Raw genomic sequence first — 22660 nt, 5'->3', positions numbered from 1 at the left:
CAACACGTTGAAGCCATGCTTGAATACCTGCGCATTCGCAATCTGGCCCTTATTGAAGACATGGAACTGGAATTTTCATCCGGCATGAACGTGCTTACGGGTGAAACCGGGGCGGGCAAGAGCTTTATTCTTAAAGCGCTGGGCTTTCTGCTTGGCGACAAACTGTCGGCAGACATGGTTCGGGCTGGAGCGGAGCGCGCTCAGGTCGAAGCTCTCTTTAGCACCGCCGAGGCCGACATGGTGCTGCGCCGCGAAATTGTGGCAGAAACCGGCCGCAGTCGCCTGTACATCAATGATGAGCTACGCTCGCAGGACAGCCTGCGCGATCTGCGCAACCGCCTTGTGGCCCACACCAGCCAGCACGCCCAGCAAAAACTGCTTCAGGCATCATTTCAGGCACGTCTGCTTGAAGGCGGCATTAGCTGTCCCGAGTTGCTCGCGCAGCGCGACGATCTGCTCTCGCGTCTCCAGGCTAACGCGGCCCAGCGCACTGCCCTGCTGAACAGACAGACCGGGCTTGTGGAGCGCCGCGAGCTGCTCGAGATGCAGCAGCAGGAGATAGACAAGGTTTCGCCAGAAGAAGGCGAAGAAGAACGCCTTGAAGAAATCCGCGCTATGGCCCGCTCCATGGAGCACCAGCAGGAAAATTACGAACAGGCCCTGATGCTGCTGCAAGGCGATGAACAGGAAGGCGTGGTCGACCAGCTGGGTCAGCTTGAAAAACTTTTGGTGCGCATGGCCCGCGAGGATGATTCCCTTCAGGCCGATGCCGACGCAGTGGCCGCATTGCGCCAGCAGCTGGCCCACCTTGGCGGCAAGTTGCGCAGGCCCCCGGCCTTGCCCGGGCTGGACGAAATGCCCGACATGGACCATCTGGAAGAACGCCTTTTTGCCCTTGCCCAACTCAAGCGCAAGCTGCACCGCACCCTGCCTGAAATTCTGGCCCTGCGCGAAGAAATTGCAGAGAATCTTTCCTTCCTTGATGTATGCGCTCTGGACATAACCCGGCTGGACAAGGAAGCGGCAGCTCTTGCCGCAGAGCTGGCCGCCGTGACTGCCCGCATCATTCCGGCGCGCCGCGAGGCCGCAGCCACTATTGCCGCGAACCTGGAAAACGAACTGCGCCAGCTTGGCTTTTCAGAAGAGGTACGGGTTATTCCCGATTTTGCCGCGCAGGAAATCTGGCCCGGCGTGCAAGACGAACGGGGCCGTATTCTGTGGGCACCCAACCCTGGCCAACCTCCTCAGCCGCTGGATAAAATCGCCTCTGGCGGTGAACTTTCACGTTTCTTGCTGGCCCTAGCCAGTGTGCAGCAGGATGACGAAGGCGCAACCTTTATTTTCGACGAAGTTGACGCTGGCGTTGGCGGCATGACCCTGAACAAACTGGCCGAAAAGCTTTACGCACTGGCCGAAACACGCCAGATGCTGCTTATCACCCACTGGCCGCAGCTTGCGGCCCGAGCCCGCAGGCATTTCCAGATCGTCAAGGTTGTGCGCGATGGCGAAACCTTTACCCTCTGCTCGCCTCTCAACAAGGCAGACCGCCATGCAGAACTTGCCCGCATGGCTGGCGGCGGCGCACAGGGCGAGGCCGTGGCCCGCAGCCTGGAAGCCTAGGGTTTTGCGTCTGGCCCCTGCCAGACCAACGACAACATACTCTGCAAAATTTGCCGCCTGAGCCTCATTGGTCAACCACAACCTGTTTGTAACAGGCCATTTCCCCGTCATATGTGTTTGAAGCGACAGTATTCACCGACATTTTTTTGACTTTTTCTAAACTTTTTCCCCATTTTGGGACTATGAATCATTCTGGCACTTATTTTGCTTATACCCAAGGCAAATGACTGCAAGGCAAAATTGACCATAGCCACAGGGGGAGCATGTGACTAACGAAAATAATAATTGCATAAGCGCCATGCTCCACATGCAATCTGGCGCTTCCGAGGCAACCTCGTCAGCACGGCACTACCCAAGTACGGGTCAGGCGCTTTCTGGCCTTGACGAAACATCTGTCAGGGCTTTGAACAGCCTGGCAAAAGACGGTGAAGGGCTTGTTACCGCACTTGAGGCCCGGCTGGACGAGCTTCAGGAAGCGTTTATGGACATGCTGAACACGCAGCTTCAGGAACGGCATTTGCGCCCGGAAGATCGCCTGCATCTGTACCTCTCGCCAGAGGGGTCATTGGTGGTCGAAGGTACAGACAATGACGCCGACCTGCTGTGCGACATAATTGCCCGCAAACCAGATTTGCAAAAGAGCTTTAAAGTGATGGCGCAGGTGGCCATGCTTTCACACGGAGTGGAGCTGGCAACCCAGATTCAGAACGACATGCTGGAACATACGGACGACGCCACCCCTCTGCTGGAGCACTATCACATGTGCCTCAAGGGGCCGCTTTCACATTTCTACATTCGTTAGCGCTTGCCAAACTGGCATAAGCGACTTATTGTAATGTTTGACCCAATGGGGGCGCACTGGTTTCGACGGGGACGTGGAAGCCTTAGCGGCAGGTCGAGGCGCCGCTGGCCTCGTAAAAAGCGGCAACAAAAGTAATTGCCAACAACGATTACGACTACGCTTACGCTGCCTAAAAACAGCGAGGCAACGACCGCCTAGGCGGTCACGTCATTCAGGGCCATGTCTGATAACCCTAAATGGCGACACTTATCAGGCTGGCGGAAATCGGTTCTTACCGGGGTTTTCCGCGAGGAGTTTACCGGAAAGATTGCCGTGATGCGCCCGGTCAGGGGCTACCACCACGGTGAAATTAATTCCTGACATAAACCTGTAGATGCTTCGTGTGGACAGTTCTCGGACGGGGGTTCAACTCCCCCCGCCTCCACCACCCCCATAAATTAAAGTGGCTTATACGCTCTGGATAAGACGTATAAGCCACTTTTTTATTTAATACAGCAAACTTCTCTCTATATTTTTGATGTCACCAGAGATTATTGTGGATGTAGGACTACGTCTGTACGCTCTCGACGTTCGTGACAATGAGTGCTTCAATATAATACTTACAGACATGTGCCACACTGATAATTCAGAAAATATAATCAATATATCACAAAAACGAGTTTTATATACACTAAACAATTGCATCATAAATAGTACTTATAACAATTTCAGCACGTAATCTATTTGCATACTTTGTGATATAATAATGCGATGACTCCGGAATCTTTATTTCCATTAATGACGCGGCCAAGTTAATCCTCAGCACCATATTTCGTTGCTTAAAATCTCTGCTAAATATCTATCCTCTGCATTTGTGCTACCGTGAATGCGCATCTCTGCCCGCATTCTCATCAGTAATGCGCTGTCGAGTAAAATATGCGCAGCGGGTCTTCTTTTCGGGTAAAAATGATGCATCATCTTGCCCGCCTCGATGCTATTAAATACAACAATATGATTTAATTATAAAAAATATCTGGCATAATCCTTGCCTTACTACCAGTAATCCTAGTGAGGATACTGGGTTTGCAAATTTCTTTTCTAAAACACTACTGCAATCGAGAACACCATGAAAATGAACAAAGGAATTATCGCTGCGGCGCTGACCATAACTCTTTGTGGCGCAGCAAGCGCTGCCTACGCCTGGGGTGGAGAATACGGACACGACTCGCCAGCGGCGCATCAGAGTGGAGAGCACCGTCCTGGTTCAGCCGCAGCCGCACAAAAAGTGGTAGCCTACAGCGAGCATGGCGGTGGGCATGAGCAGGCAAATAACAATGCGACTGTCCACGCTGCCGAGCGCAGCACAGCCCCGCAGCAGGGCACAACGCAGGCGGTCTCTTTTGAAGCACACGGCGGGGGACATGAACAGGCCGCCAACAACGCCGCCATTCACAGCAGCGAAGCGAAAAACCCCAACCATGTAGATTAATACGCACAGACAACAGGAGCACAGCGAAGGGCTTTTAAAACGAACTTGCTGTGCTCCACTACATTTATTCATAAGGCGGCAACAATGCTCTCCCAGCTATTTCACAACCCCTTGCTCAAAAAGAATCGCAAGCAAGAGCTCCCCAGTGTACATGAATCGTGGACATTTATCAGTGAATTTATCCAATCGCCATCTTCGGTGGGGTCAATCTGCCCTAGCAGCAGATTTCTTGCCGGAGCTCTTATAGGTATGATCCCCGCTGGCGAAGGCCTGATTGTGGATCTGGGCGCGGGCTCGGGCATTGTAAGTGAGGCGCTTGTCAGTTCAGGCATAGCGCCCCATCGCATTATGCCGCTTGAGATATCAAACGGTTTTGGCGAGGCATTCACCAGGCGATGCCCCGATGTGCCACTGGTTGTGGGAGATGCCTGCGCACTTGAATCCATTATTTCCGCGCGCTATGGAAGCAGGCGTGTATGCGCCATTATATCTTCCCTACCCATGCGCGTGCTGCATGCCAGAGTGCAAAAAAAGGTTATGGCGCAAATACGTCAGGTGCTTGCGACTCGCGGCGGCATATACGTGCAGTATACATACGCATGGTGGCGCAAATATCCGCTCAGCACGTATGGTTTGCGCCCGCACGCGGCTTGTATTGTTATGAGAAACATTCCGCCAGCAAGAGTAGAAGCCTATACATTTCCGGTTAGCAATCACGCCCAGTCATGAACGCTGCATTTTTGAAGCAAGCGTTTTTCTGGTGATGCCCAGGCGGCGCGCCGCTTCACTCTTGTTACCCCCCACATTTTCAACAACTTCTGTAAGAATTACACGTTCAATTTCTTCCAGTGTCATGTCAGAAAAATCCCTTGATGGGGCAATTTCTTCTTCAGCCTGATCAAAAAGGGCTGGCGGCAGCTCGCGCTCGCTCGCATATTCTCCCATTAGCAGCACAACAGCGCGCTCAACAGTATTTTCCAGCTCGCGCACATTTCCTGGCCACGCATATTTTACAAGGACATCCATTGCGCCAGGGGTGAATCCTTTGACGTTCTTTTCATTTTTCTTGGCAAATTTTTTAAGAAAATGCATGGCAAGAGGCGGAATATCTTCCCTTCTCTCGCGCAATGCCGGCAAGCGGAGCGAAACAACATTGAGCCTGTAGTACAAATCCTGCCGAAAACGCCCAGCCGTCACTTCTTCTTTTAGAACCTTGTTGGTTGCAGCCAGAATGCGCACATCGACCTTAAGAACATGGTCCCCACCCACACGCTGAATTTCCCTCTCCTGAATGACACGCAGCAGCTTGGCCTGCATGGCCAGTGGGATTTCGCCAATTTCATCCAGAAAGATGGTTCCTTTATTGGCGGCCCAAAAACGCCCCTCCCTCTTTTTTTCCGCCCCGGTAAACGCACCACGCTCATGACCGAACAGCTCTGACTCCAGCAGGGTTTCCGTAAGCGCTGCGCAGTTTACAGCGATATATGGCCCGTTTTTTCGGTTACTGTTGGCGTGGATCATTTTAGCCACAACCTCCTTGCCCGTGCCGGATTCGCCTGTAATCAAAACCGTTGCCTCAGACGAGGCAATAGTGGAAACCATTTCAAAAAGCGCGTGCATCTGAGGGCTTTTGCCAATTACTTCGCCAGGGTTGAAGGTTTGGGCGAGCGCCATTTTTAGCGCGCTGTTTTCATCAATAAGTTTGAGATGCTCAGCCGCACGCTCCAGCGTAAGTTTAAGCTCCTCAAAATCCAGGGGTTTGGTCAAATAGTCATAAGCTCCGGCTTTAAGCGCCTCCACGGCATTGCTCACATCCGAATACGCCGTCATAATGATGATGGGTATTGCCGGGTTATGCACCCTGATTGCTTTCAGGGCGTCAATGCCGCTGATGCCGGTCATGCGAACATCCATGAGCACCAGATCAAAGGGAGAATTTTTGCACGCATCGATTGCTGACTCTCCGTCCACCACGGCAGTTACACGATGGCTCCAGTCTGAAAGCAGTGTGGCAAGGGTTGAGCGGTGTCCCTGATCATCGTCAACCACCAGTATCTGTGTTTTGTTTCTTGCCATGACTACTTCTCCTGCTCTTTGTGCAATGGCAGCAGCATGGTAAATACGCTACCCACCCCTGGCGTGCTTGCAACTGAAATTTTACCGGCATGGCCTTCAACGATTTGATGGACTATGGGCAAGCCAAGGCCCGTGCCCGCTCCCTTGGTGGTAAAATATGGCGTAAAAATTGCGGCGAGTGTTTTTTTATCCATGCCCTTGCCGGTATCTGTAACAATTATTGCAAACATGCCATCGTCTTTCTTTTCCACACGCACACCAAGAATGCCACCCTGCTCCATGGCCTGCACTGCGTTTAAAAACAGGTTGAGCAAGGCCTGCGTCATCCGCTCGGCATTGATGTTAACCGGCGTAAACTCAGTATCAGGCTTGAACCGCACGGTTATGCCCCTGGAACTGATATCTGACTCGGCCAGGCGCAAGGCCCGTGTGATAACTTCATTTATATCAGTGCTGGTCAGAGCTATGGCGTTGGGGCGGGCAAACTGAAGCAGTTCTGAAACTACCCTGTTCAGACGATTTACCTCAAAAGCCATAGTTTTTGCGGCATCTTCTTCCGCCCCGCCGGGCGCCATTTTGCTTGCCAGAAATGACGCAAGCCCTTTGATTGAGCTGAGGGGATTGCGTATTTCATGGGCAACACCAGCCGCCAGGTTGCCCAGAGCGGTCAGGCGTTCATTGCGCTGCACCTCGGCCTGCAAGCGTTTTACTTCTGCGATGTCCCTGAGGATATAAAGATGGCCCAAAAAAAGTCCGTCTTCGTCGCGGATTTCCGATGCGCTGACACTGATGGGCACAGCCTCTGAATCAGGCGAGACAAAATCCATTTCGCGTTCAAAAACCTTTCGCTTACCCGTCAGCGTTGACGCGATGGCCTGCCAATCCAGGCCTTGAATATCTGCCACCGCCATGTCGTCAATGCCTTGGTCCGCAATGCGAAGCATGTTGCGTGCCGTCTCGTTGATCATGCTGATTTTGCCGTCGGGGTCACTGGTAATAAGTCCGACCGGCAGGCTGGTTACTACGGCTTCGGCAAAGGCCTTGCTCCCTTTCAATTTGCGCCGCGAACGCTTGTAACTGTGCGCCCAGAATAGCGAAATAACCCCGGCAAGACCAAAGGCGGCCACAATGGACGCCGCCAGGATGTTGTTCCAGTAATCAACCGACAAGGCTTCGGCAAACGGTTTTCTGTCTATGCCAACAAATGCATAGCTTGTGGCCGTTGCTGGCGCCATCTGTGAGGCATCCTCAGGCTGCATGTCCCAGTGCATGGAGGCATGCCCCTCATGCTCATGGCTGCGGCCAGAGATATCCTGCAAGGGAGAAAACCCGCGGTAAACTTCAAACAGGTTTGCTTCAATGCTGCCTGTCAGCACGGGCTTAACGGCATCTTCGGGCGAAACGCCTGGCAACTCGCCTTGTGCAAGGCTGCTTCCTACCTTGTTGGGGTCGCTGTGGGCCAAAATTTTTGCGCTACGGTCAATGACTGCAATATAGATGACACCAGGTTGCTTTGCTGTTTCTACAATCAGCGATTGCAAAACCGACTGCCGCGTTTTGTCATTAATGCCGGTTCGCGCTCCGGCCTCCAGTGCCCAGATCAGAGAGTCGGCCCGGTCGAGCAAATTTTGCGTGATATGCATTTTTTCCCGACCGGAATTTCTGATGGCCAGCACCACAATAGCCAACCCCAAAATCAAAGAAACCCCGATCAACAACCATGGCGACAAACCAAAAAAGAGCCTCCCGGAAGATGGCTCTGAGCGCTCTGCTTTAGTAACATCCATAAAGATACCATTCCCGAATGGGTCGAGTATTTTTTACTCGCCGCCATATTGTTTCGTGAGCATTTTTTATGCATCACGCGAACACTGCCTTGTTCAATAAAATTTTATATTCAAATTTTTTATACAGTTATACAAACATAGCAAGATTGGCACACCCTTTGCCAATACCAGAATACCTTCATATGCCTGCATACTGCAAATACCAAACCAGCCAAGAGCGGTAATGAAGAGTCTTTATGGAGCGTGAAGATATGGGCTGCGAAATCGGAAATTTTGCGCATTGGAATTGGTGGGTCATGGGTGGCATGTTTATGCTAGCAGGCGCTGCCGTAACCTGGTTGGTAATGGTCTTTTGCAAAAAGAAAAACCGCATTAATGCCGACCGCCTTGACTCCATGGAGATAATAAAATCGCGGCTGGCAAAGGGAGAAATATCTATAGAAGAATTTAATGTCCTGAAAAAAATCCTTTAACCACACCAAGGAGCAATTCATGTCTACCACATCAACAAATATCTTTGGCTTTATGGCGGCATCTCTTTCGCTTTTAATACTATTTGCGCTCTTCTTGCCCACTAGTAGCCGTGCACAAACGCCCAACGAAACGAATATTGTTGCCCAACCCTGGCATGGTGGGCATGGCAGCCACGGTGGTTGCGGCTGGTAGGCTCATCGTGTGGCAAATAACAACCATCATGTCAAAATCAACAACTGTAACTACAACGCTACTGTGGGGCTTGATTGCCCTGGTGATACTCCAAAACACAGCACAGGCGTTGCCTCAAGAATTCGCCGACAATGCTATCACTCAGGAACAAGCGGTCATTGCGCAACATTTATATGCAGCACATAATCAAAATATTTATTCCATTGAGCAGAAGCTTGCCGAACTGCGAAGTGAATTGAATAACCAGGATGCAACTTCTGGAGCCAATCTTTCCACAGTGCGAAATATTTACAAGGAGATGGCAGAAGCAAAAACACAATTATTTACCATAAATGACGAGTTTAACTCTGCATTGGTAAAAAATGGCATTAACCCCGCAACATTTGCTCACCATGACGGATCTGTGCTGGAGAATAATTGCTGGTGACTATGTTCGTCAGCCGGTTATGCAGAAAATATATCGGCTGACGAACTTTGTATAAATGGTATTATAGTTAAATATTCATCTTTATTGTATTTTACTACCCTAAATATATTCATTCGCGGAGCATCACCCCATGACTGTAACTAACGAATATACCTCAATGACGCTGCACACAGGCTCGTCATCCACCGACGCGTCACGAAAACCGCGCTGCCCCCTTCCTTCTGGGTTGGTTCTTAATGGAAAATGGGAAATTATTGAGCACATTGCTTCAGGTGGAAAAGGAGATGTATACAGAGCGCATCAAAAAAACCTTGAACGCAATGTCGCATTAAAAGTTATCTCGCCTGACTTTTTGGATGACCAAGAGGGCGACCAGGCTCTGGAGGAAGAACGGTTCCGGCGCGAAGTTCAGGCGATGGCCCAGATCCGTCATCCCAATGTTTTGCAGGTTTTTGATTATGATATTGCGGACGTAGAAGGCAAAAAAATTGAATACATTGTTATGGAATACCTGCCGAACTCTACGTTGCGTTCAGTAATGCCCATTGAAGGAATTGGCTACAGCCGTCAGGCAGTTGCCAGATGGATTACAGACTATTTTTTGCCAGTCCTTGAAGGAATTGAGTCAGTACATAAATCAGGCATCGTGCATAGGGATATCAAACCTGAAAACATTCTTATGGACGGTGCTATCCCCAAGGTTGCAGATTTTGGATTGGCACAAATGCCGCAAAAACAGGGATTAACGCAGTCGTATGACGTCCTTGGAACAATTTTCTATATGCCCAAGGAGCAATTTGAAGATGGCGCTTCTGTTGACGCGCGGGCAGATGTGTATTCTTTGGGCAGGATACTGTATGAGGCCATTACTGGTAAAATAACCAACACCAAAAAGAATATCTTCAAGCAGGTTGGACTTGTCCCACCCCAAAGCACAGATGCAGCCGCCGTATTTTTTTCGCAACTTGATGTCATTATCCGGCAGGCCACAGCAGAAGAACCGCAAAAGCGTACCCCCAATGTGCACGAATTGCGTACCAGCCTGCACTCACTGGCAATCGCCGCGCTGGACGAAAAAGCTCAACAACGGTCAGAACGCTTTATTCGCATCAGAAAGCGTTTTTACATTACAGTCATCGCAATCCTTATCCCTGTTACACTGCTTACAATTTACCACTTTTATGGGCCGCCATCATCATTGAGCGGCAGACATCCGCACCCGAATGCTACCCCCGCACAGTCCTCTATTATCAGCGATGCTGAAAGCAAGGGCAGCATGCCCTATGTGGGTACAGCCAAAGACCAGAAGACGCATCTAGTGGCCAGCACCCTGACCGAAATTGACGGAGCCCGGTTGCAGATGGTTGCTGGCGGCGAGACGGAATGGCAGCCAGATCACACACGCCAGGAGCTTCGAAAAGAGACAATTCCTGCTTATTATATAGAGACAAATCCCGTTTCCAATATCCGTTATATTTCTTTTTTGAACGACATTGTCAGCCAGATTTCGGTCAGAGACAGCGCCGTATATTTTCAGGACACCGTGCTGGTACTCCTTGGGGAAGCCAGGGAAGGCTACACGCCCATACTCTACCAGCAGGGTAAATTTATAGTATCTGACCCGCAATATGGTGAGCGGCCAGTTGTCAGGGTTACCGCAGAGGGGGCACTGGCTTATGCTCACTATTACAATCGAGATTTACCAACTCCGGCACAATGGAGTTTGGCAATGAAAGCTGGGCAGATGGCTGGCCTTACGAATGGTTTTGCCGAATGGGGGTATGAACAGGGGCAACCCATGATGAAGTTTTTTTCCTTGGCTTCTCCGCAAGCCGGTGCGCCGATGTGCCCCATAGTCAGGCAAAAATGGGAATCATTGCCAGATCTGGGGTTTAGAACCGTGCGCCCCCTCGCCCAACTGGAAGTACGGCCATGAGCATGCAGATTGCAAGCGCTAGCCACACTGGAAATTTGCGCAAGCGAAATGAAGACAGGCTCTTTGTTTCCAGCCTGACGGATGGTGAACTTTTGCTGGCTGTTGCCGATGGCATGGGTGGAGCCCCGCAGGGAGAAAAAGCAGCAAGTATTGCCGTGGAATGTCTGCATGAAATGCAGAACCTGGCAGCCCCCCCTCAGCAAAAACTCAAAGCACTCATGCTTAAAGCGCATAATGCTATTCTTCGCTATGGACGATCACATTCGGGCAATGACGGCATGGGCACAACCATGACGCTTTGTCTTGTTCATAAGGGTGTCGTCAACTGGGCCCACGTGGGTGATAGCCGACTGTACCGCTATCATAAAAACAAACTCTATCTGCTGACAACAGATCACCGTTTTGTGGAAAGCATGGTGCGCGATGGCGATATGACAATTGCCGAAGCCAAACGCCATCCTTTCCGCAATATACTTGACCAGTCTTTGGGTTGTCCCGAAATTGACCCAGATTATGGAGCCGCAGCACTAGATCAGGGCGATATACTGCTGTTATGTACTGATGGCCTGTACGATGAGGTACCTTTTTCTACTATAGAAAAGATACTCCTTGAAGAATCTGACCTTCAGGAAAAAATCAATAAACTGCTCTACTCGGCCTTAAACTGTGGAGGAAAGGACAATATTACAATTATTGTTGCATCCTACACATAGTTGTTTTCACCTGATATATATAGAGATTTGTAGGATATCACACAAAAACACCGCGCAGGCAGCGCGGTGTTTTTGTTAGTAGCTGGTGCATAAAGCAGCGACAGAACAATCCTGCATTCGATTTATATACGCTTTTTTTAGAGGGCATCTCACCCTTGCCCTGAGTAAATAATATCCGCCGCTAGCATGCATGTGGATAAATTTTACTCATACAGCACCCCTCAGAGTTTAAAATACCCACACAATCAAATATTTATTTTTTAATTTTAGCAAGTTAGGCATTAAATTCAATTTGGCATGACGGTTGCTCTTACCGCAAACAGTATAAGTGTTAAGGGCACCGTTGCTCTAGCCCGCGCTGTTACAATTGGACCTACTGTAGATTGAGTATCATACGACCATAAAAACCGGATGCACCATGGAAACCGTAAATGGCTGGAGAATTAGCACCAAGATAATGTCTGTATTTTGTATTATGGCGGTTATCTTTATGCTTAACAGTCTTTTTGGAGTTATATTTCTTGCAAAAATAGACAAATCAGTCATGCATTTTGTTGACGAGTTGCTCCCAAATGCAATTAATGCAGACAAAATGGGAGACAATGTGCTTCGCGCTCAGTATTTGCTGTCAAATTCCCAATCGAGCACACAGGGCAATTCCACAAAAAGTGATGAGTTGCGCAAAGTTACTGAGAGCTTTTTTTCAAGCTCAGCCCAAATTGCCGAAATGTTCAGGCAAGAAAACAAGACATCTGCCCTTGGAGAACTGAAACGTATCGAAGATGACTACAGGGCGTTTGTAGCCGCAGCAAGCCAGGACATAGCAGTTAGCGAGCCGTCAAAGGAATCGCTCGAAAAGAGTATTGAAGCCCTCAAAACAACCCAGATGGGGCTTGCGCAGGCAACCGCCGAAACAGCAGACAACCTTGTGGACGTTATGCGCTGGACCATGGTGGCAACGTGCGCGCTCACACTGCTGTTGTGTGTTGCCATAGCCTATTTCATCCGGCGCTGTGTGACGCGCCCGATAACAGAGATATCTGCAATGGCCAGCAACATTGCCAACGGCGCTCTGCATCTGCGCATGAACAGAAAAGAAACCGACGAAATCGGCGATCTCTCGCGGGCCATTGACCACCTGCTTGATCGTATTGCCGGCAGCCTGGCTTTGAACGAAGCCGTGCTGAGCGCTGTTCCAGATCCCATATTTATGACTGACAAGGAAGACATAATCATTCTTTCAAACACAGCGGCGGAACAACTTGCTGGCATGCCAAAAGAGCAAATGATCGGCCAACGCTGCACCACAGTGATAAAACCAGCACTGTGCGGCACAGAACTGCGCCCCGCACAGCAATGGGGCAGGCAGATGGAGCTTATTGAATACCCAACGAAAACTGACTCGCTGTTTTTACAGCCAAATGCCATTGCCGTTGCCAACCCTGAAGGCAACCTCCTTGGATATCTTGAAGTGGCACGCGATATTACTGTGGTTGCCTGTAAAGAGCGCGAGACTGCGGCGCACCTTGCGCAAATCGAACGCGTAAATGCGTCCCTTGATAGCGCGGCCAGCAAAATTTCTGAAGCCACAGAGAGTATCGCCAGCCAGATGGAACAGGCCGCAAGCGGCTCGGCCATTCAAAGTCAGCGTGTAACAGAGGCTGCCAACTCCATTAGCTGCATTTCATCCAGCGTGGAAGAAGTGGCCGCCAATGCAACAAATGCTTCGCGTCTGGCTGGCGATGCCAAAGAAAAAGCCCGGCATGGCGCAACCATTGTACTCGATTCAGTGGCGGCAATCGGCGTTGTGCAACAGCAATCTGAAAATCTCAAGCAAAGCCTCTCTGGCCTTGGGGGGCAGGCCGAAGCCATCGGCCAGATAATGGGCGTGATAACCGATATTGCAGATCAGACGAATCTTCTTGCCCTCAATGCGGCCATAGAGGCCGCAAGGGCTGGCGATGCCGGACGAGGATTTGCCGTTGTTGCCGATGAAGTACGCAAACTCGCCGAAAAAACCATGCTGGCAACAAAGGAAGTGGGCGAGGCTGTTGACCGGATACAATCAGGCGTTTCAAGCAATATTGCAGACATGGAACAGGCTGCACAGGCGGTTTCCCATGCGGCAGACCTGGCCGCTCTCTCTGGCCAGGCATTGAACAGCATTGTCCCCCTTGTTGAAGAAACATCCCGCCAGATCGAACGCATTGCGGATGCCGCCAAGGAACAATTTGCCGCCAATGCCGCCATAGAAGTCAGCATAAATGAGGTAGATGCCATTTCTCGCGAAACAGCTGCTGGCGTTGAAGCATCCAAGGAATCATCAGCCGCGCTAGCCGCAATGGCCAGAGAACTCAAGGCGCTCGCAAAAACAGGAAACAGCGGCACACCCTAGCAGGCATTTCACCTTGCAGCTTAGGGCAAGGCGCATGCTCAAAAAGCATACTAAACGAATATGTTTATCACCACACCGCAGTGGAAAACTTGATCACACCAGAGCGCTGAGGCAGTGCAAATTACCAGCTGCCTGCAAACAATATACAGAGGTTACACATATGCAGTGGATGCAAAAGATACAATCGGTACTTGACGAGGTTAACAACAAAACAGGCATCAATGCTGGCGCCATAGCCCCCGCAGCCTTTGGCGGCATTGTTGGAGCGCTGCTGACAGGCAAGAGCGGCCAAAAGATGGTGGGCAATGTACTACTTGTTGGCGGTGGTGCTGCCTTGGCTAGCGTTTTATGGAACAAGTACAGCGCCCGCACCGTTCAGCCCCAGGATGCAACGGCGCAGCAAATTCCTGCTTTTCCCGACCCAAGAATGGCACGTCTTATAACGGCAATGGTTTTTGCCGCAAAAAGCGATGGAATTATTGATAAAAAAGAAGAAGCAGTGATCCGCGCACATGTTGAGCAACTGCAACTTGGCCCTGCCGCAGAGGAAATAATCAATACCGCTCTGGCGCAACCGCTCGATCCCAAGGTTATTGCTGCCGGTGTCACCTCGCAGGACGAAGCCGCAGAAATCTTTTTGCTCAGCTGCTCTGTAATTGAAATCGATCACTTCATGGAAAGCAGCTATCTCGACGCGCTTGCCACGCAGCTTGGCATCCCGGCTGATGTGGCCGCCGCAATCAAAGAGAAAACTGAAACAAATATTCCGCCTGCCGTAGCCCCCAGTGGATGGGGATTTTAAAAAAACTTTGACAGGCTAGAAGACAGAATAGGGTCAAGTAACTTCAGGAGGTGGCATGATTTTTACAGCGCATGGAGCACTGCTGCTGACATTGACAGCTTGTTTGGCAGGAGCCGCAATAGCCTGCTATGGGGCATGGAGTGGACGCAGTGATCGAATTGATATCTTGGAAAAATTACAATTTTGCTCATTTGGATTTATTGCAATAGCATTTGTAATTTTGCTTTATGCATTGCTAGCCCGCGATTATTCACTTTTATATGTAGCCAGATACACAGATAATTCTCTTCCTCTCTTCTACACAATTGCGGCAGTTTGGGCAGGACAGGAAGGTTCTTTGCTGTTTTGGGCAACCTTGGTGGTGTGTTTTGGGTGCATTGCCATAAAGTCACCCACCTACAAAAAAATATCTAGTCGGCATAAGCTCTATTTCTGGCTTTTCTACATGTTTATCCAGGCATTTTTTCTGCTTTTGCTGGCAAAAATGAGCAACCCTTTTGTCGGGCAGGGCATGATATTGTCTGACGGGCAAGGGCTCAACCCCCTGCTTCGCAATATAGGCATGGTGCTGCATCCCCCGCTGCTATTTCTGGGCTACGCAGGGTTTACAGTTCCGGTATGCCTGGCACTTGGAGCAGTAGCCGCTGGCGAATGCACTGCGTGGCATGCCCCCGCGCATAACTGGATTATTGCCTCGTGGGCAACATTGACAGCGGGCATACTGCTCGGTGGTTGGTGGGCGTACATGGAGCTTGGCTGGGGCGGCTATTGGGCATGGGACCCAGTTGAAAATGCCTCACTTATTCCTTGGTTCACAGCAACAGGCCTGCTCCATGCCCGCATAGTAGAACGGCGCTTTGGCTATTTGTCGCGCACGACAGTCTTTCTTGCGTGTATTACATTTGTTTTGTGCATTTTTGCCACATACCTTGTGCGTAGCGGCGTTGTGCAATCGCTGCATGCATTTGGCCAGGGTGCGGTTGGAGCACCGCTGCTGCTTGGCATAATAATTTTCTCGCTGCTAAGTGTTGTAGCTATTGTGGTCATGGCCCGCTCTGGCTCCGAGGAACTCCCCTCGCTGGCAAGTCGCACAGGCATGACAATAATGCTCATATGGCTACTGCTCGTTCTTGGACTGGTTGTTGTGCTTGGAACCATCTGGCCAGTCTTCAGCCAGTTTTGGGAAACAAAGCCCATGGTTGTTTCGCAGGGATTCTACAACGTGGTCTGCCTGCCTCTGTTCGTCATTATGGCTGTGTTGCTGGCCGTAGCTCCGTGGCTTGGATGGAAAGGCGGTGTGTGGAATCCCTACTTTGCCGCAGCAACAGTTCTGGCATGGGTTGGTGGCATCGCCATTGGCGTGGCAACAATAAAGGGACCAATGCTCAGCATTGTTGGCATAGCTTCCGCAGCTTCAATAGTAGTTACAACCACAAGCCTGATAGTTGTAAAAGGGCGGGCTGCGTGGAGCCCCTCATTTTTTGCGGCTCAGGGCGCACACTTGGCTTTTGCCCTTATGGTTCTGGGTGTGGCGGTATCCGGTCCATTTCAGCAAAGCTGGGAACGCCAGCTGGCCCTGAATGAAAGTTTCTCCGCCAGTGGATACACGTTTACTTACACGGGCTTGCGTAGTTTTAGCAATGAAATGATGACTGTTGCCGAAGCTGCCATTGATGTCAAAAAAGACGGTGCGCCTGTGGGTACACTGTATCCGCAACAGCGGATGTATAAGAACTTTAATCACCCGAACAGTGAGGTCTCCACACTGTTTAGCCTTGGTACAGAGGTGTACGCGACTATTCATGACATCGACAGCGGGCTGCTGCAACCGCTGCGAGTAAGTGTTCACCCACTTATCAACTGGGTTTGGATTGGCAGCATCCTCATCTGCATATTCCCCCTCTTGGCCTTGCGCAGAAGAAAAACAGCAGAGGAGGCAAACCATGTCCGCTAAAAAACGCATCCAGCCCTCGGAAGTGACTTCTCTGCAAAAGATGATTGTGACCATTGTGGCTTTTGGCCTCATGGCAATCTTCATGACCCTGCTTGTAAATGGTGCTGGCATTCCTGATGGCCGTCAGGAGGCAACGCGCACTACCGCTGGCGATTCACAATCTAACATCGCGGCACTTATGGCACGCCTGAAGGATAACCCCACAGACGTGGAAGCATTGCAGGAAATTGCAGAATCCTTCAGTCGTAACGAAGAATGGGATAAGGCTGTGCAATTCTGGTCAAAGGTTGTGGCGATTACCCCCACCGATGCCAATGCGCTTAACCATCGTGGTATGGCGCTGTTGCAGGCCGAACGATACCAGGATGCCATCACCGATTTTGAACAGATTGTGGCCCTAGATGCAGGAGCCTATCATGCCCTGTACTACCTTGGCATGATTTATAAGTATGAAATCAAGGATGCTGGCAAGGCCAAAACCTATTTTCAAAAAGCCCTCGACGCCAAACCCGAAGAAAAAGATGCAGTGAAGGCCATAAAAAAAGAAATAGATTCTATATAAATTTGTTTACAACACGCTGCATGGGATAATTACTCATGCAGCGTGTTGTATTACATTCACAATCATTCATAACTATTTGCCTGAAATCACATCATCACCATGCATAAAACATATCAGGAGTAAAATGCGATATTCACGTTTATTTTCCATTGCCATAATTGCATTGATTACTTCAGCTTGTGTTGGCAATACAAATCCCCACACTCCACGGCTTGACAATAATGCCGACATTCGCGCCGACAACTACACAGAAAAGCTTCGCAAACCTGTCGAAAACGGCAAGATCACAGATTCCAGCACCTCAGACCTGCATGTAATGCCAACAAAGGGCACACTTTCTTCTAATTATGGCAATCGCAAGCTGAGCAAAAAAAAGAAGGCACGAGAGCACAAAGGTGTCGATTTAAGCGCCAAACGTGGCGCGGCGGTTGTTTCTGCAGCCACGGGGCATGTAACATTTGCTGGCCGCAAGGGCGCATACGGCTACATGATAGAGATTGACCATGGCAACGGCCTAGTAACCCGCTATGCACATCTTGATAAGATAACAGTAAAGGGAGGTGTAAAAGTAAAGGCTGGCCAGACAATTGGAACTGTCGGCAGAACTGGCAGAACTACAGGTGTAAACCTGCATTTTGAAGTTCTTAAGTTCAATCAGCAGGTAGACCCTTTATCTGTTGTTTGCTGGGGATAAACAATGAAGACAGCCCAACCCTCTGCTTGTCTCAGCTACACCCCACTCCAACTCAAAACGGATCCGCAACAAGCCCATGCCCATTGACGTAAACCAGGCAGGCGATAAAGAAGAAGGCGGGCCGCTGGCCAGCCAGCGTTGATGTGGTCGATTATCTACCAATGTGGCCCATTGGTTATTGGCAGTAACCATGGAAGCCTGAACCACAGAACCATCCCAAACAAGGTTGGCAAAAAATTTTACAGTGATCTGTCATCACAATTATATTTTTTTAATCTTCTGTCCCTGCTTGCCTGAACCACCTTACCAGTCCATGGGCTTACCAAGCGGCCCTCGGGGAATATCCGGGCCAAAGGTATAGGCTCCGGGGCGCTGCACGTCGCTCAGCTCACGGCGTGCGTACTGAACCAGGGCCTTGTGCAGTGCCGGAACATCACAATTCGGCGCTGGCACAACAAAGGCTTTGAGCCTGTACCCCTCGTCCTGCCGCATTAGCCGCACCAGGCACTGTTTGACCCCTTCATGCCGCTCAATTACCGAAGCCACATACTGGGGAAACACATTGATGCCCCCCACCTGCACGGCCTTGTCGATGCGTGCGCCCGGGCGCAAATGCCGTTGGCCTGTCCAGGTTACGTTATCCATCAGGGGGTAGTGCTGCACCAGGCCGTCCGGCAGGCAGCGCACCAGTGCGTTGATATGCTCCCCTTCCCCACGCTCTACATGGGGCAGCAGCTCATAATCGGCCTCAGGCTCAAAGCGGCCACAAACCACGCCCATTTCGGACGACCCAAAAAACTCCATGACGCGAAATGCCTGCCGCTCCAGCGCATACATCACCTCTGGCGGCGTGGGCGAAGTTCCGGTTAGCAGGGTTATACCCTGTCCCGCTTCAGAGGAGGTGGTCTGCCACCCTCGCATATCCACAAAGCGCGACAGCAACAAGGGTATGCTGATAACAAGATCACCGGGGCACATCTGCGCTTCAACCGTTGTGGGCAATGGCGGCACGCTGCGAATGGGCACGCCCAGGCTCAGGGGTAACAGCAGCCCAAAGGTAAAGCCATACATGTGATGCATGGGAACCGTAACCAGAGCCGAGGTTCTGTCGGCCACAATGGGGGCCAGACTGGTCACTTCCTGCCGAATATGGCTTTCTTTATGCGTGCAGGGTTTGGGTTTTCCGGTTGAACCGGAAGTAAAAAACGTGAGCGAACGATCGCTGTTTTCCCACTGCTGCAAAACCTGTTGCGCCAAATCGCCGCACAGCGCCCCAACCCCGGGTGCTGTCGCAGTTGTGTGAAACATGGCGTTGCACCTCTGTGCCACATTTTCCAACACTGCCCCATCAAGGCCCAGCGCTTCCCATCGCATGGACGCGAACTCGTGTGGAGTCCGAGCCGCAAAGCTTAGTGGGCTGTACTGGCTCAATTCTGTTTGTGCTACAGATTGCACAATGGCCGTTATGGCCCTTAAATCAAGTTGTGGAATCCGATCAAGTGGCCAGGACTCCATTATGCACCCCGCACTTCAATTATGGCCTGCCTGCCGCTCACAGCAGCAGCGCAGACACAGTTAACAACTTTGGCCCTGGCGGTTTGCGCCATGTTCAAGGCCAGCATCACATCCAGAGCCTGCGCCAATGGACCATGCCCATACAGGTACTCATTATTTATCCAGTCTGGTCCAGATGCTGTCCCAGAAGCGGGCCCGGCGGCAGTTCCAGAGGCGAAAACAGGGGCACATACTTCAGGTTGCTGCTCCCAGCATACCCGCAATAATGAGGTACCCGCCATTTCTCTGGTCAGACACAGGGCAACAGCCCCTTCGGTCAGCGGGTGCTTGCCTTGCAGGTACTGAGGGCAGCAGTGAAGAAAACGGCTGTCGCATTCGTCTACGGCACACAGCAAAACCCTCTCTACACGTCCCGCGTTCAGCAAAGCTGTTGCAGTGCTTGCAGCCCCGGCAAAAGAAAGCTCAAACTGCGAAATGGTAAAACACGGCCCCTCAATACCAAGCAACAGGCTGAGCAGGCCAGCGCCCATATTATTAACAGCGTGTGAAAAGGCAGTTGGCGAGGACAGATGTGGCCCATTGTCCAGAATGGAATCCATGAAATCCATGCTCATTTGCGAGCTGCTGTAGGCAGTGCCAAAAACAAGCGCGGTATTGTGCAACACTTCTTTTTGCCGCCAGCCAGCCTCATCCAGAGCCTGCACTGCGGCCAAAAGCGCCATGCGCGCATAACGCGGAATGCGGCGCAGCGAAACACCCGGCAACAATGCCGCGAGCGATGAAACATCAGGAGTGGAAAAGACAGGGGTTTGCCCAAGCTGTACGGCTGCAAGGGCATCCTTGCCGCCCAGACTGTGCACTAGCCCGGCACCTGCCACAGAAAGCGCAGTACTCATGGTCTGGCCCTCCCCATCACCAGGGCGGCATTGCCGCCGCCAAAGCCCAGTGAGGTTGAAAGCGCACAAGGTAAGACAGCCGGAAGTGGGCTCTGCGTGGGCGCAAAACCGATTTCGGGATCAACAGAGCTGAATCCCGGTGAGGCCGGAACTGTGCCACAGCGCAGGGCTTCAAGAGTCAGCACCGCTTCCAGCGCGCCAGCAGCTCCAAGGGTATGTCCGGTGCCGCCCTTGCTGGCCCATACGGGTACACCCGGCAGCATGGTGCGTAAAAGCCGTCCTTCAACCCTGTCATTTTCAAGGGTAGACGTGCCATGGGCATTCACAAAGGCAATGTCTGCCGCCGCAAGGCCTGCCTGGCGCAAGGCCGAGCGTATGGCAGAAGCCAAACCCCGCCCTTCAGGATGCGGCGCGGTAAAGTGGTGCGCGTCAGATGCGTTGCCATAGCCCAGCACCAGCCCCAGCACATTGGCGTTACGCCTGCGCGCATGCTCGGCACTTTCCAGAACCAGCGCGGCAGCACCCTCACCAAGATTCAGGCCTTTGCGGTCGCGGTCAAAGGGACGGCAGGGCTGGTCGGAATATATCATCAGCCGCGCAAAGCCGGTATGCGGCACAAGGCTCAGAGCGTCAGCACCGCCGCACAGCACACACTGGCACTGCCCGGAGGTGATGAGATCCATTGCCAGCCCTATGGCGTCTGCGCCAGAAGTACAGGCATCGGTAACCGTAAGGCGCGGGCCACGGGCGTCCACGTCCATCTCCAGCGCCAGATTGGCGCTAAAGTAGTCGTCGCGGTCGGCACAGGGTGCGAGGCATGGGCAGCTGGCAGAATCTGCTGTGGATTGCCCTGCCGCATCTTCGCGGCTGGCGGCATAAGCCTCCAAAAAATGCGATGCACTCCCTGCTGTTGTGCCCAGCACAACGCCCGCCTCGCGCAACAGATGCTGCGGCAGCGCTGCCTCGGCAAGCGCGCTGCGGCATACGGCCCTGGCAAGCGTAAGGGTATCCTGCGCGGAATGCTTGCGCCCGCCGGGAAAATACTTTTCATCCAGCCCAAAAAACGGATACGGTAATGCGCGACTGTCCAGCACAGATGCCGCAACCAGCCCACGCCGCCCGTTTTGCAGGCCATCCAGCACCGCAGCTGGGGTATCGCCCGCCGCGCACAGGCAGGCCATGCCTGTTACAACAACACCAGAGCCGTGCTGCATTGTTATTCTCACGCCTGCGCTTTGCGGGTGATGATAAAGTCTGCAAGCCCGCTTACAGAGGTAAAGGCCTTGCGCGCTTCTTCGGCATCTGCAATGGCAACGCCAAAATGCTTTTCAACGACCACCACAAGCTCCACAGCGTCCAACGAATCCAGCATCAGGCCGGAATCGCCAAACAGCGGAGCCGAAGAATCAATATCTTCAACAGTAACATCTTCAAGGCGCAGACCGTCAATAATTGCCACTTTCAGGGCAGATTCCAATTCATTTTTTGTCATCATTGCGACCACATATCGTAAAAATTAAAGAACTGGTAAGGATGCCGTTCCACAACTGTCTCCATGGCTGCGGCAAACTGCTGTGCATACGGCTGAAAAACAAGAACATCGCGGCGCGGCAAACCAGCAGGAACGGCCAGCCGCTCTGCCTTGAAAACTCTGGTTACGCCATTTTCGCGCACGGTAAAAAGCATGAGCAGTTCTGCCCCGGTGATGGACGCAAGGGCGTATGCGCTGACCGGAACGCGAATACTGCCGCCCATAAAAGCCACATCCACCCCCTGCCCCGTTTGCCGTGTGCCATGCAGGCGGTCACCCATAAGGCAAACCACCTCGCCACGCTGCAACGCTGCAGCAGCCTCTACCATCGAACCCACAGGATCAGCAGAATCGATGATTCTGAAAGGCCGGCCCTTGCCGTGCTGAAAATAGTGTTTGCCCTGATCTGTCGGGTTATACAACTGTACCACATTCACCGGTCGGTCGAACTGGTCAAGCCCGGCAATGCCCACCTGCCAAGCGCCAATGTGCGCAGTCAGCACAATGCAGCCATGCGGGTTGTCCCCGGCCTCAACAAAACACTGCCGCACATGCTGGTCTGTTTCGCAAAAAGGAAAACGACCCGTTACTCCGGCAATCATCCGGTCCAACAGCACCTGCCCAAAGTTCAGGTACAGGAGGTAGGCGTGCGCAAACCTGCGCCACCCCCCTGCGTCGGGAAAACGACGTTCAATATAGGCCGCGCACCGCTGGCGCACATGGGGCAGCATGGCATAATACAATACAACAAAAGCCAACACCATACGCGCCACAAAGAGCATTCTGCAATGTACCAGAACTTCAAAAAAACCGTAC

Annotated in this window: 20 protein-coding genes and 1 other RNA gene; 14 read left to right on the top strand and 7 right to left on the bottom strand. The window is 51.7% G+C overall.

Annotated elements, in window-relative coordinates:
• Positions 1 to 15 precede the first annotated feature (15 nt).
• From F8N36_RS07220 to F8N36_RS07205, 4 genes are all read left to right on the top strand, one after another.
• Positions 16 to 1620: an AAA family ATPase gene (locus F8N36_RS07220; protein ID WP_291332124.1), complete on the top strand. Its 1605-nt coding sequence runs from the start codon at positions 16 to 18 to the stop codon at positions 1618 to 1620.
• Between the two features lie 265 nt (positions 1621 to 1885).
• Entirely contained in the window at positions 1886 to 2422 is a 537-nt protein-coding gene (locus F8N36_RS07215; protein WP_291332123.1) for a hypothetical protein, read from the top strand.
• 47 nt (positions 2423 to 2469) lie between these two features.
• Positions 2470 to 2849: a transfer-messenger RNA gene (gene ssrA / locus F8N36_RS07210) on the top strand.
• A gap of 678 nt (positions 2850 to 3527) precedes the next feature.
• Entirely contained in the window at positions 3528 to 3890 is a 363-nt protein-coding gene (locus tag F8N36_RS07205) for a hypothetical protein (protein ID WP_291332122.1), read from the top strand.
• 723 nt (positions 3891 to 4613) lie between these two features.
• Here the strand turns inward: F8N36_RS07205 and F8N36_RS07200 are convergent.
• Both F8N36_RS07200 and F8N36_RS07195 read right to left on the bottom strand, forming a co-directional pair.
• Complete coding sequence (locus F8N36_RS07200; protein WP_291332121.1) at positions 4614 to 5966, bottom strand: sigma-54 dependent transcriptional regulator; 1353 nt, start codon at positions 5964 to 5966, stop codon at positions 4614 to 4616.
• Between the two features lie 2 nt (positions 5967 to 5968).
• Complete coding sequence (locus tag F8N36_RS07195; protein ID WP_291332120.1) at positions 5969 to 7609, bottom strand: ATP-binding protein; 1641 nt, start codon at positions 7607 to 7609, stop codon at positions 5969 to 5971.
• 380 nt (positions 7610 to 7989) lie between these two features.
• On the opposite strand from F8N36_RS07195, the gene F8N36_RS07190 reads away from it, so the two are divergent.
• The 10 genes from F8N36_RS07190 (at position 7990) to F8N36_RS07145 (ending at position 17902) form a co-directional block, all read left to right on the top strand.
• Positions 7990 to 8226, top strand: a complete 237-nt coding sequence (locus F8N36_RS07190) for an SHOCT domain-containing protein (RefSeq protein ID WP_291332119.1) — start codon at positions 7990 to 7992, stop codon at positions 8224 to 8226.
• Positions 8227 to 8245: 19 nt separating this feature from the next.
• Positions 8246 to 8419 carry a hypothetical protein gene (locus F8N36_RS07185; RefSeq protein WP_291332118.1) on the top strand — a complete coding sequence of 58 codons (174 nt, stop codon included), beginning with the start codon at positions 8246 to 8248 and terminating at the stop codon, positions 8417 to 8419.
• Positions 8391 to 8846 carry a hypothetical protein gene (locus F8N36_RS07180; protein WP_291332117.1) on the top strand — a complete coding sequence of 152 codons (456 nt, stop codon included), beginning with the start codon at positions 8391 to 8393 and terminating at the stop codon, positions 8844 to 8846. Before F8N36_RS07185 ends, F8N36_RS07180 begins: the two co-directional genes overlap by 29 nt.
• A gap of 130 nt (positions 8847 to 8976) precedes the next feature.
• Positions 8977 to 10782, top strand: a complete 1806-nt coding sequence (locus tag F8N36_RS07175) for a bifunctional serine/threonine-protein kinase/formylglycine-generating enzyme family protein (RefSeq protein ID WP_291332116.1) — start codon at positions 8977 to 8979, stop codon at positions 10780 to 10782.
• Complete coding sequence (locus F8N36_RS07170) at positions 10779 to 11495, top strand: protein phosphatase 2C domain-containing protein (protein WP_291332115.1); 717 nt, start codon at positions 10779 to 10781, stop codon at positions 11493 to 11495. Before F8N36_RS07175 ends, F8N36_RS07170 begins: the two co-directional genes overlap by 4 nt.
• Before the next feature lie 727 nt (positions 11496 to 12222).
• Positions 12223 to 13890 carry a methyl-accepting chemotaxis protein gene (locus tag F8N36_RS07165; RefSeq protein ID WP_291332114.1) on the top strand — a complete coding sequence of 556 codons (1668 nt, stop codon included), beginning with the start codon at positions 12223 to 12225 and terminating at the stop codon, positions 13888 to 13890.
• Between the two features lie 34 nt (positions 13891 to 13924).
• Positions 13925 to 14692, top strand: a complete 768-nt coding sequence (locus F8N36_RS07160; protein ID WP_291332113.1) for a tellurite resistance TerB family protein — start codon at positions 13925 to 13927, stop codon at positions 14690 to 14692.
• A gap of 55 nt (positions 14693 to 14747) precedes the next feature.
• Positions 14748 to 16646: a cytochrome c-type biogenesis CcmF C-terminal domain-containing protein gene (locus F8N36_RS07155; protein ID WP_291332112.1), complete on the top strand. Its 1899-nt coding sequence runs from the start codon at positions 14748 to 14750 to the stop codon at positions 16644 to 16646.
• Positions 16636 to 17208, top strand: a complete 573-nt coding sequence (locus F8N36_RS07150) for a tetratricopeptide repeat protein (RefSeq protein ID WP_291332111.1) — start codon at positions 16636 to 16638, stop codon at positions 17206 to 17208. Before F8N36_RS07155 ends, F8N36_RS07150 begins: the two co-directional genes overlap by 11 nt.
• Positions 17209 to 17332: 124 nt before the next feature.
• Positions 17333 to 17902, top strand: coding sequence for a M23 family metallopeptidase (locus tag F8N36_RS07145; RefSeq protein WP_291332110.1), 570 nt, complete (start codon positions 17333 to 17335; stop codon positions 17900 to 17902).
• 303 nt (positions 17903 to 18205) lie between these two features.
• Here F8N36_RS07145 and F8N36_RS07140 read toward each other — a convergent pair whose 3' ends face one another.
• From F8N36_RS07140 to F8N36_RS07120, 5 genes are all read right to left on the bottom strand, one after another.
• Positions 18206 to 19210: an AMP-binding protein gene (locus tag F8N36_RS07140; protein ID WP_291332109.1), complete on the bottom strand. Its 1005-nt coding sequence runs from the start codon at positions 19208 to 19210 to the stop codon at positions 18206 to 18208.
• A 206-nt stretch (positions 19211 to 19416) separates the two neighbouring features.
• Complete coding sequence (locus tag F8N36_RS07135) at positions 19417 to 20313, bottom strand: beta-ketoacyl synthase chain length factor (protein ID WP_291332108.1); 897 nt, start codon at positions 20311 to 20313, stop codon at positions 19417 to 19419.
• Positions 20310 to 21539 carry a beta-ketoacyl-[acyl-carrier-protein] synthase family protein gene (locus tag F8N36_RS07130; protein ID WP_291332107.1) on the bottom strand — a complete coding sequence of 410 codons (1230 nt, stop codon included), beginning with the start codon at positions 21537 to 21539 and terminating at the stop codon, positions 20310 to 20312. The genes F8N36_RS07135 and F8N36_RS07130 overlap by 4 nt, the downstream gene beginning before the upstream one ends.
• The gene (locus F8N36_RS07125) at positions 21536 to 21808 is read right to left on the bottom strand and encodes a phosphopantetheine-binding protein (RefSeq protein WP_291332106.1); all 273 of its coding nucleotides are present in this window, start codon (positions 21806 to 21808) and stop codon (positions 21536 to 21538) included. Before F8N36_RS07125 ends, F8N36_RS07130 begins: the two co-directional genes overlap by 4 nt.
• On the bottom strand, positions 21805 to 22626 hold the full coding sequence (locus F8N36_RS07120; RefSeq protein ID WP_291332105.1) for a lysophospholipid acyltransferase family protein: 822 nt from the start codon (positions 22624 to 22626) through the stop codon (positions 21805 to 21807). Before F8N36_RS07120 ends, F8N36_RS07125 begins: the two co-directional genes overlap by 4 nt.
• Positions 22627 to 22660 lie beyond the last annotated feature (34 nt).

It is taken from the genome of Desulfovibrio sp. (genome assembly GCF_009712225.1).
Taxonomy (GTDB): domain Bacteria; phylum Desulfobacterota; class Desulfovibrionia; order Desulfovibrionales; family Desulfovibrionaceae; genus Desulfovibrio.
Note: the sequence above shows the minus strand (reverse complement) of the source record. Positions and strands in the feature narration are given on the sequence as shown.

Coding starts and splice junctions, on each gene's coding strand:
- F8N36_RS07220 (WP_291332124.1), top strand. CDS start 16: ATGCTTGAATACCTGCGCATTCGCAATCTGGCCCTTATTGAAGACATG.
- F8N36_RS07205 (WP_291332122.1), top strand. CDS start 3,528: ATGAAAATGAACAAAGGAATTATCGCTGCGGCGCTGACCATAACTCTT.
- F8N36_RS07200 (WP_291332121.1), bottom strand. CDS start 5,966: ATGGCAAGAAACAAAACACAGATACTGGTGGTTGACGATGATCAGGGA.
- F8N36_RS07195 (WP_291332120.1), bottom strand. CDS start 7,609: ATGCATATCACGCAAAATTTGCTCGACCGGGCCGACTCTCTGATCTGG.
- F8N36_RS07190 (WP_291332119.1), top strand. CDS start 7,990: ATGGAGCGTGAAGATATGGGCTGCGAAATCGGAAATTTTGCGCATTGG.
- F8N36_RS07185 (WP_291332118.1), top strand. CDS start 8,246: ATGTCTACCACATCAACAAATATCTTTGGCTTTATGGCGGCATCTCTT.
- F8N36_RS07180 (WP_291332117.1), top strand. CDS start 8,391: ATGGCAGCCACGGTGGTTGCGGCTGGTAGGCTCATCGTGTGGCAAATA.
- F8N36_RS07175 (WP_291332116.1), top strand. CDS start 8,977: ATGACTGTAACTAACGAATATACCTCAATGACGCTGCACACAGGCTCG.
- F8N36_RS07170 (WP_291332115.1), top strand. CDS start 10,779: ATGAGCATGCAGATTGCAAGCGCTAGCCACACTGGAAATTTGCGCAAG.
- F8N36_RS07165 (WP_291332114.1), top strand. CDS start 12,223: ATGTTCAGGCAAGAAAACAAGACATCTGCCCTTGGAGAACTGAAACGT.
- F8N36_RS07160 (WP_291332113.1), top strand. CDS start 13,925: ATGCTCAAAAAGCATACTAAACGAATATGTTTATCACCACACCGCAGT.
- F8N36_RS07155 (WP_291332112.1), top strand. CDS start 14,748: ATGATTTTTACAGCGCATGGAGCACTGCTGCTGACATTGACAGCTTGT.
- F8N36_RS07150 (WP_291332111.1), top strand. CDS start 16,636: ATGTCCGCTAAAAAACGCATCCAGCCCTCGGAAGTGACTTCTCTGCAA.
- F8N36_RS07145 (WP_291332110.1), top strand. CDS start 17,333: ATGCGATATTCACGTTTATTTTCCATTGCCATAATTGCATTGATTACT.
- F8N36_RS07140 (WP_291332109.1), bottom strand. CDS start 19,210: ATGTTTCACACAACTGCGACAGCACCCGGGGTTGGGGCGCTGTGCGGC.
- F8N36_RS07135 (WP_291332108.1), bottom strand. CDS start 20,313: ATGAGTACTGCGCTTTCTGTGGCAGGTGCCGGGCTAGTGCACAGTCTG.
- F8N36_RS07125 (WP_291332106.1), bottom strand. CDS start 21,808: ATGATGACAAAAAATGAATTGGAATCTGCCCTGAAAGTGGCAATTATT.
- F8N36_RS07120 (WP_291332105.1), bottom strand. CDS start 22,626: ATGCTCTTTGTGGCGCGTATGGTGTTGGCTTTTGTTGTATTGTATTAT.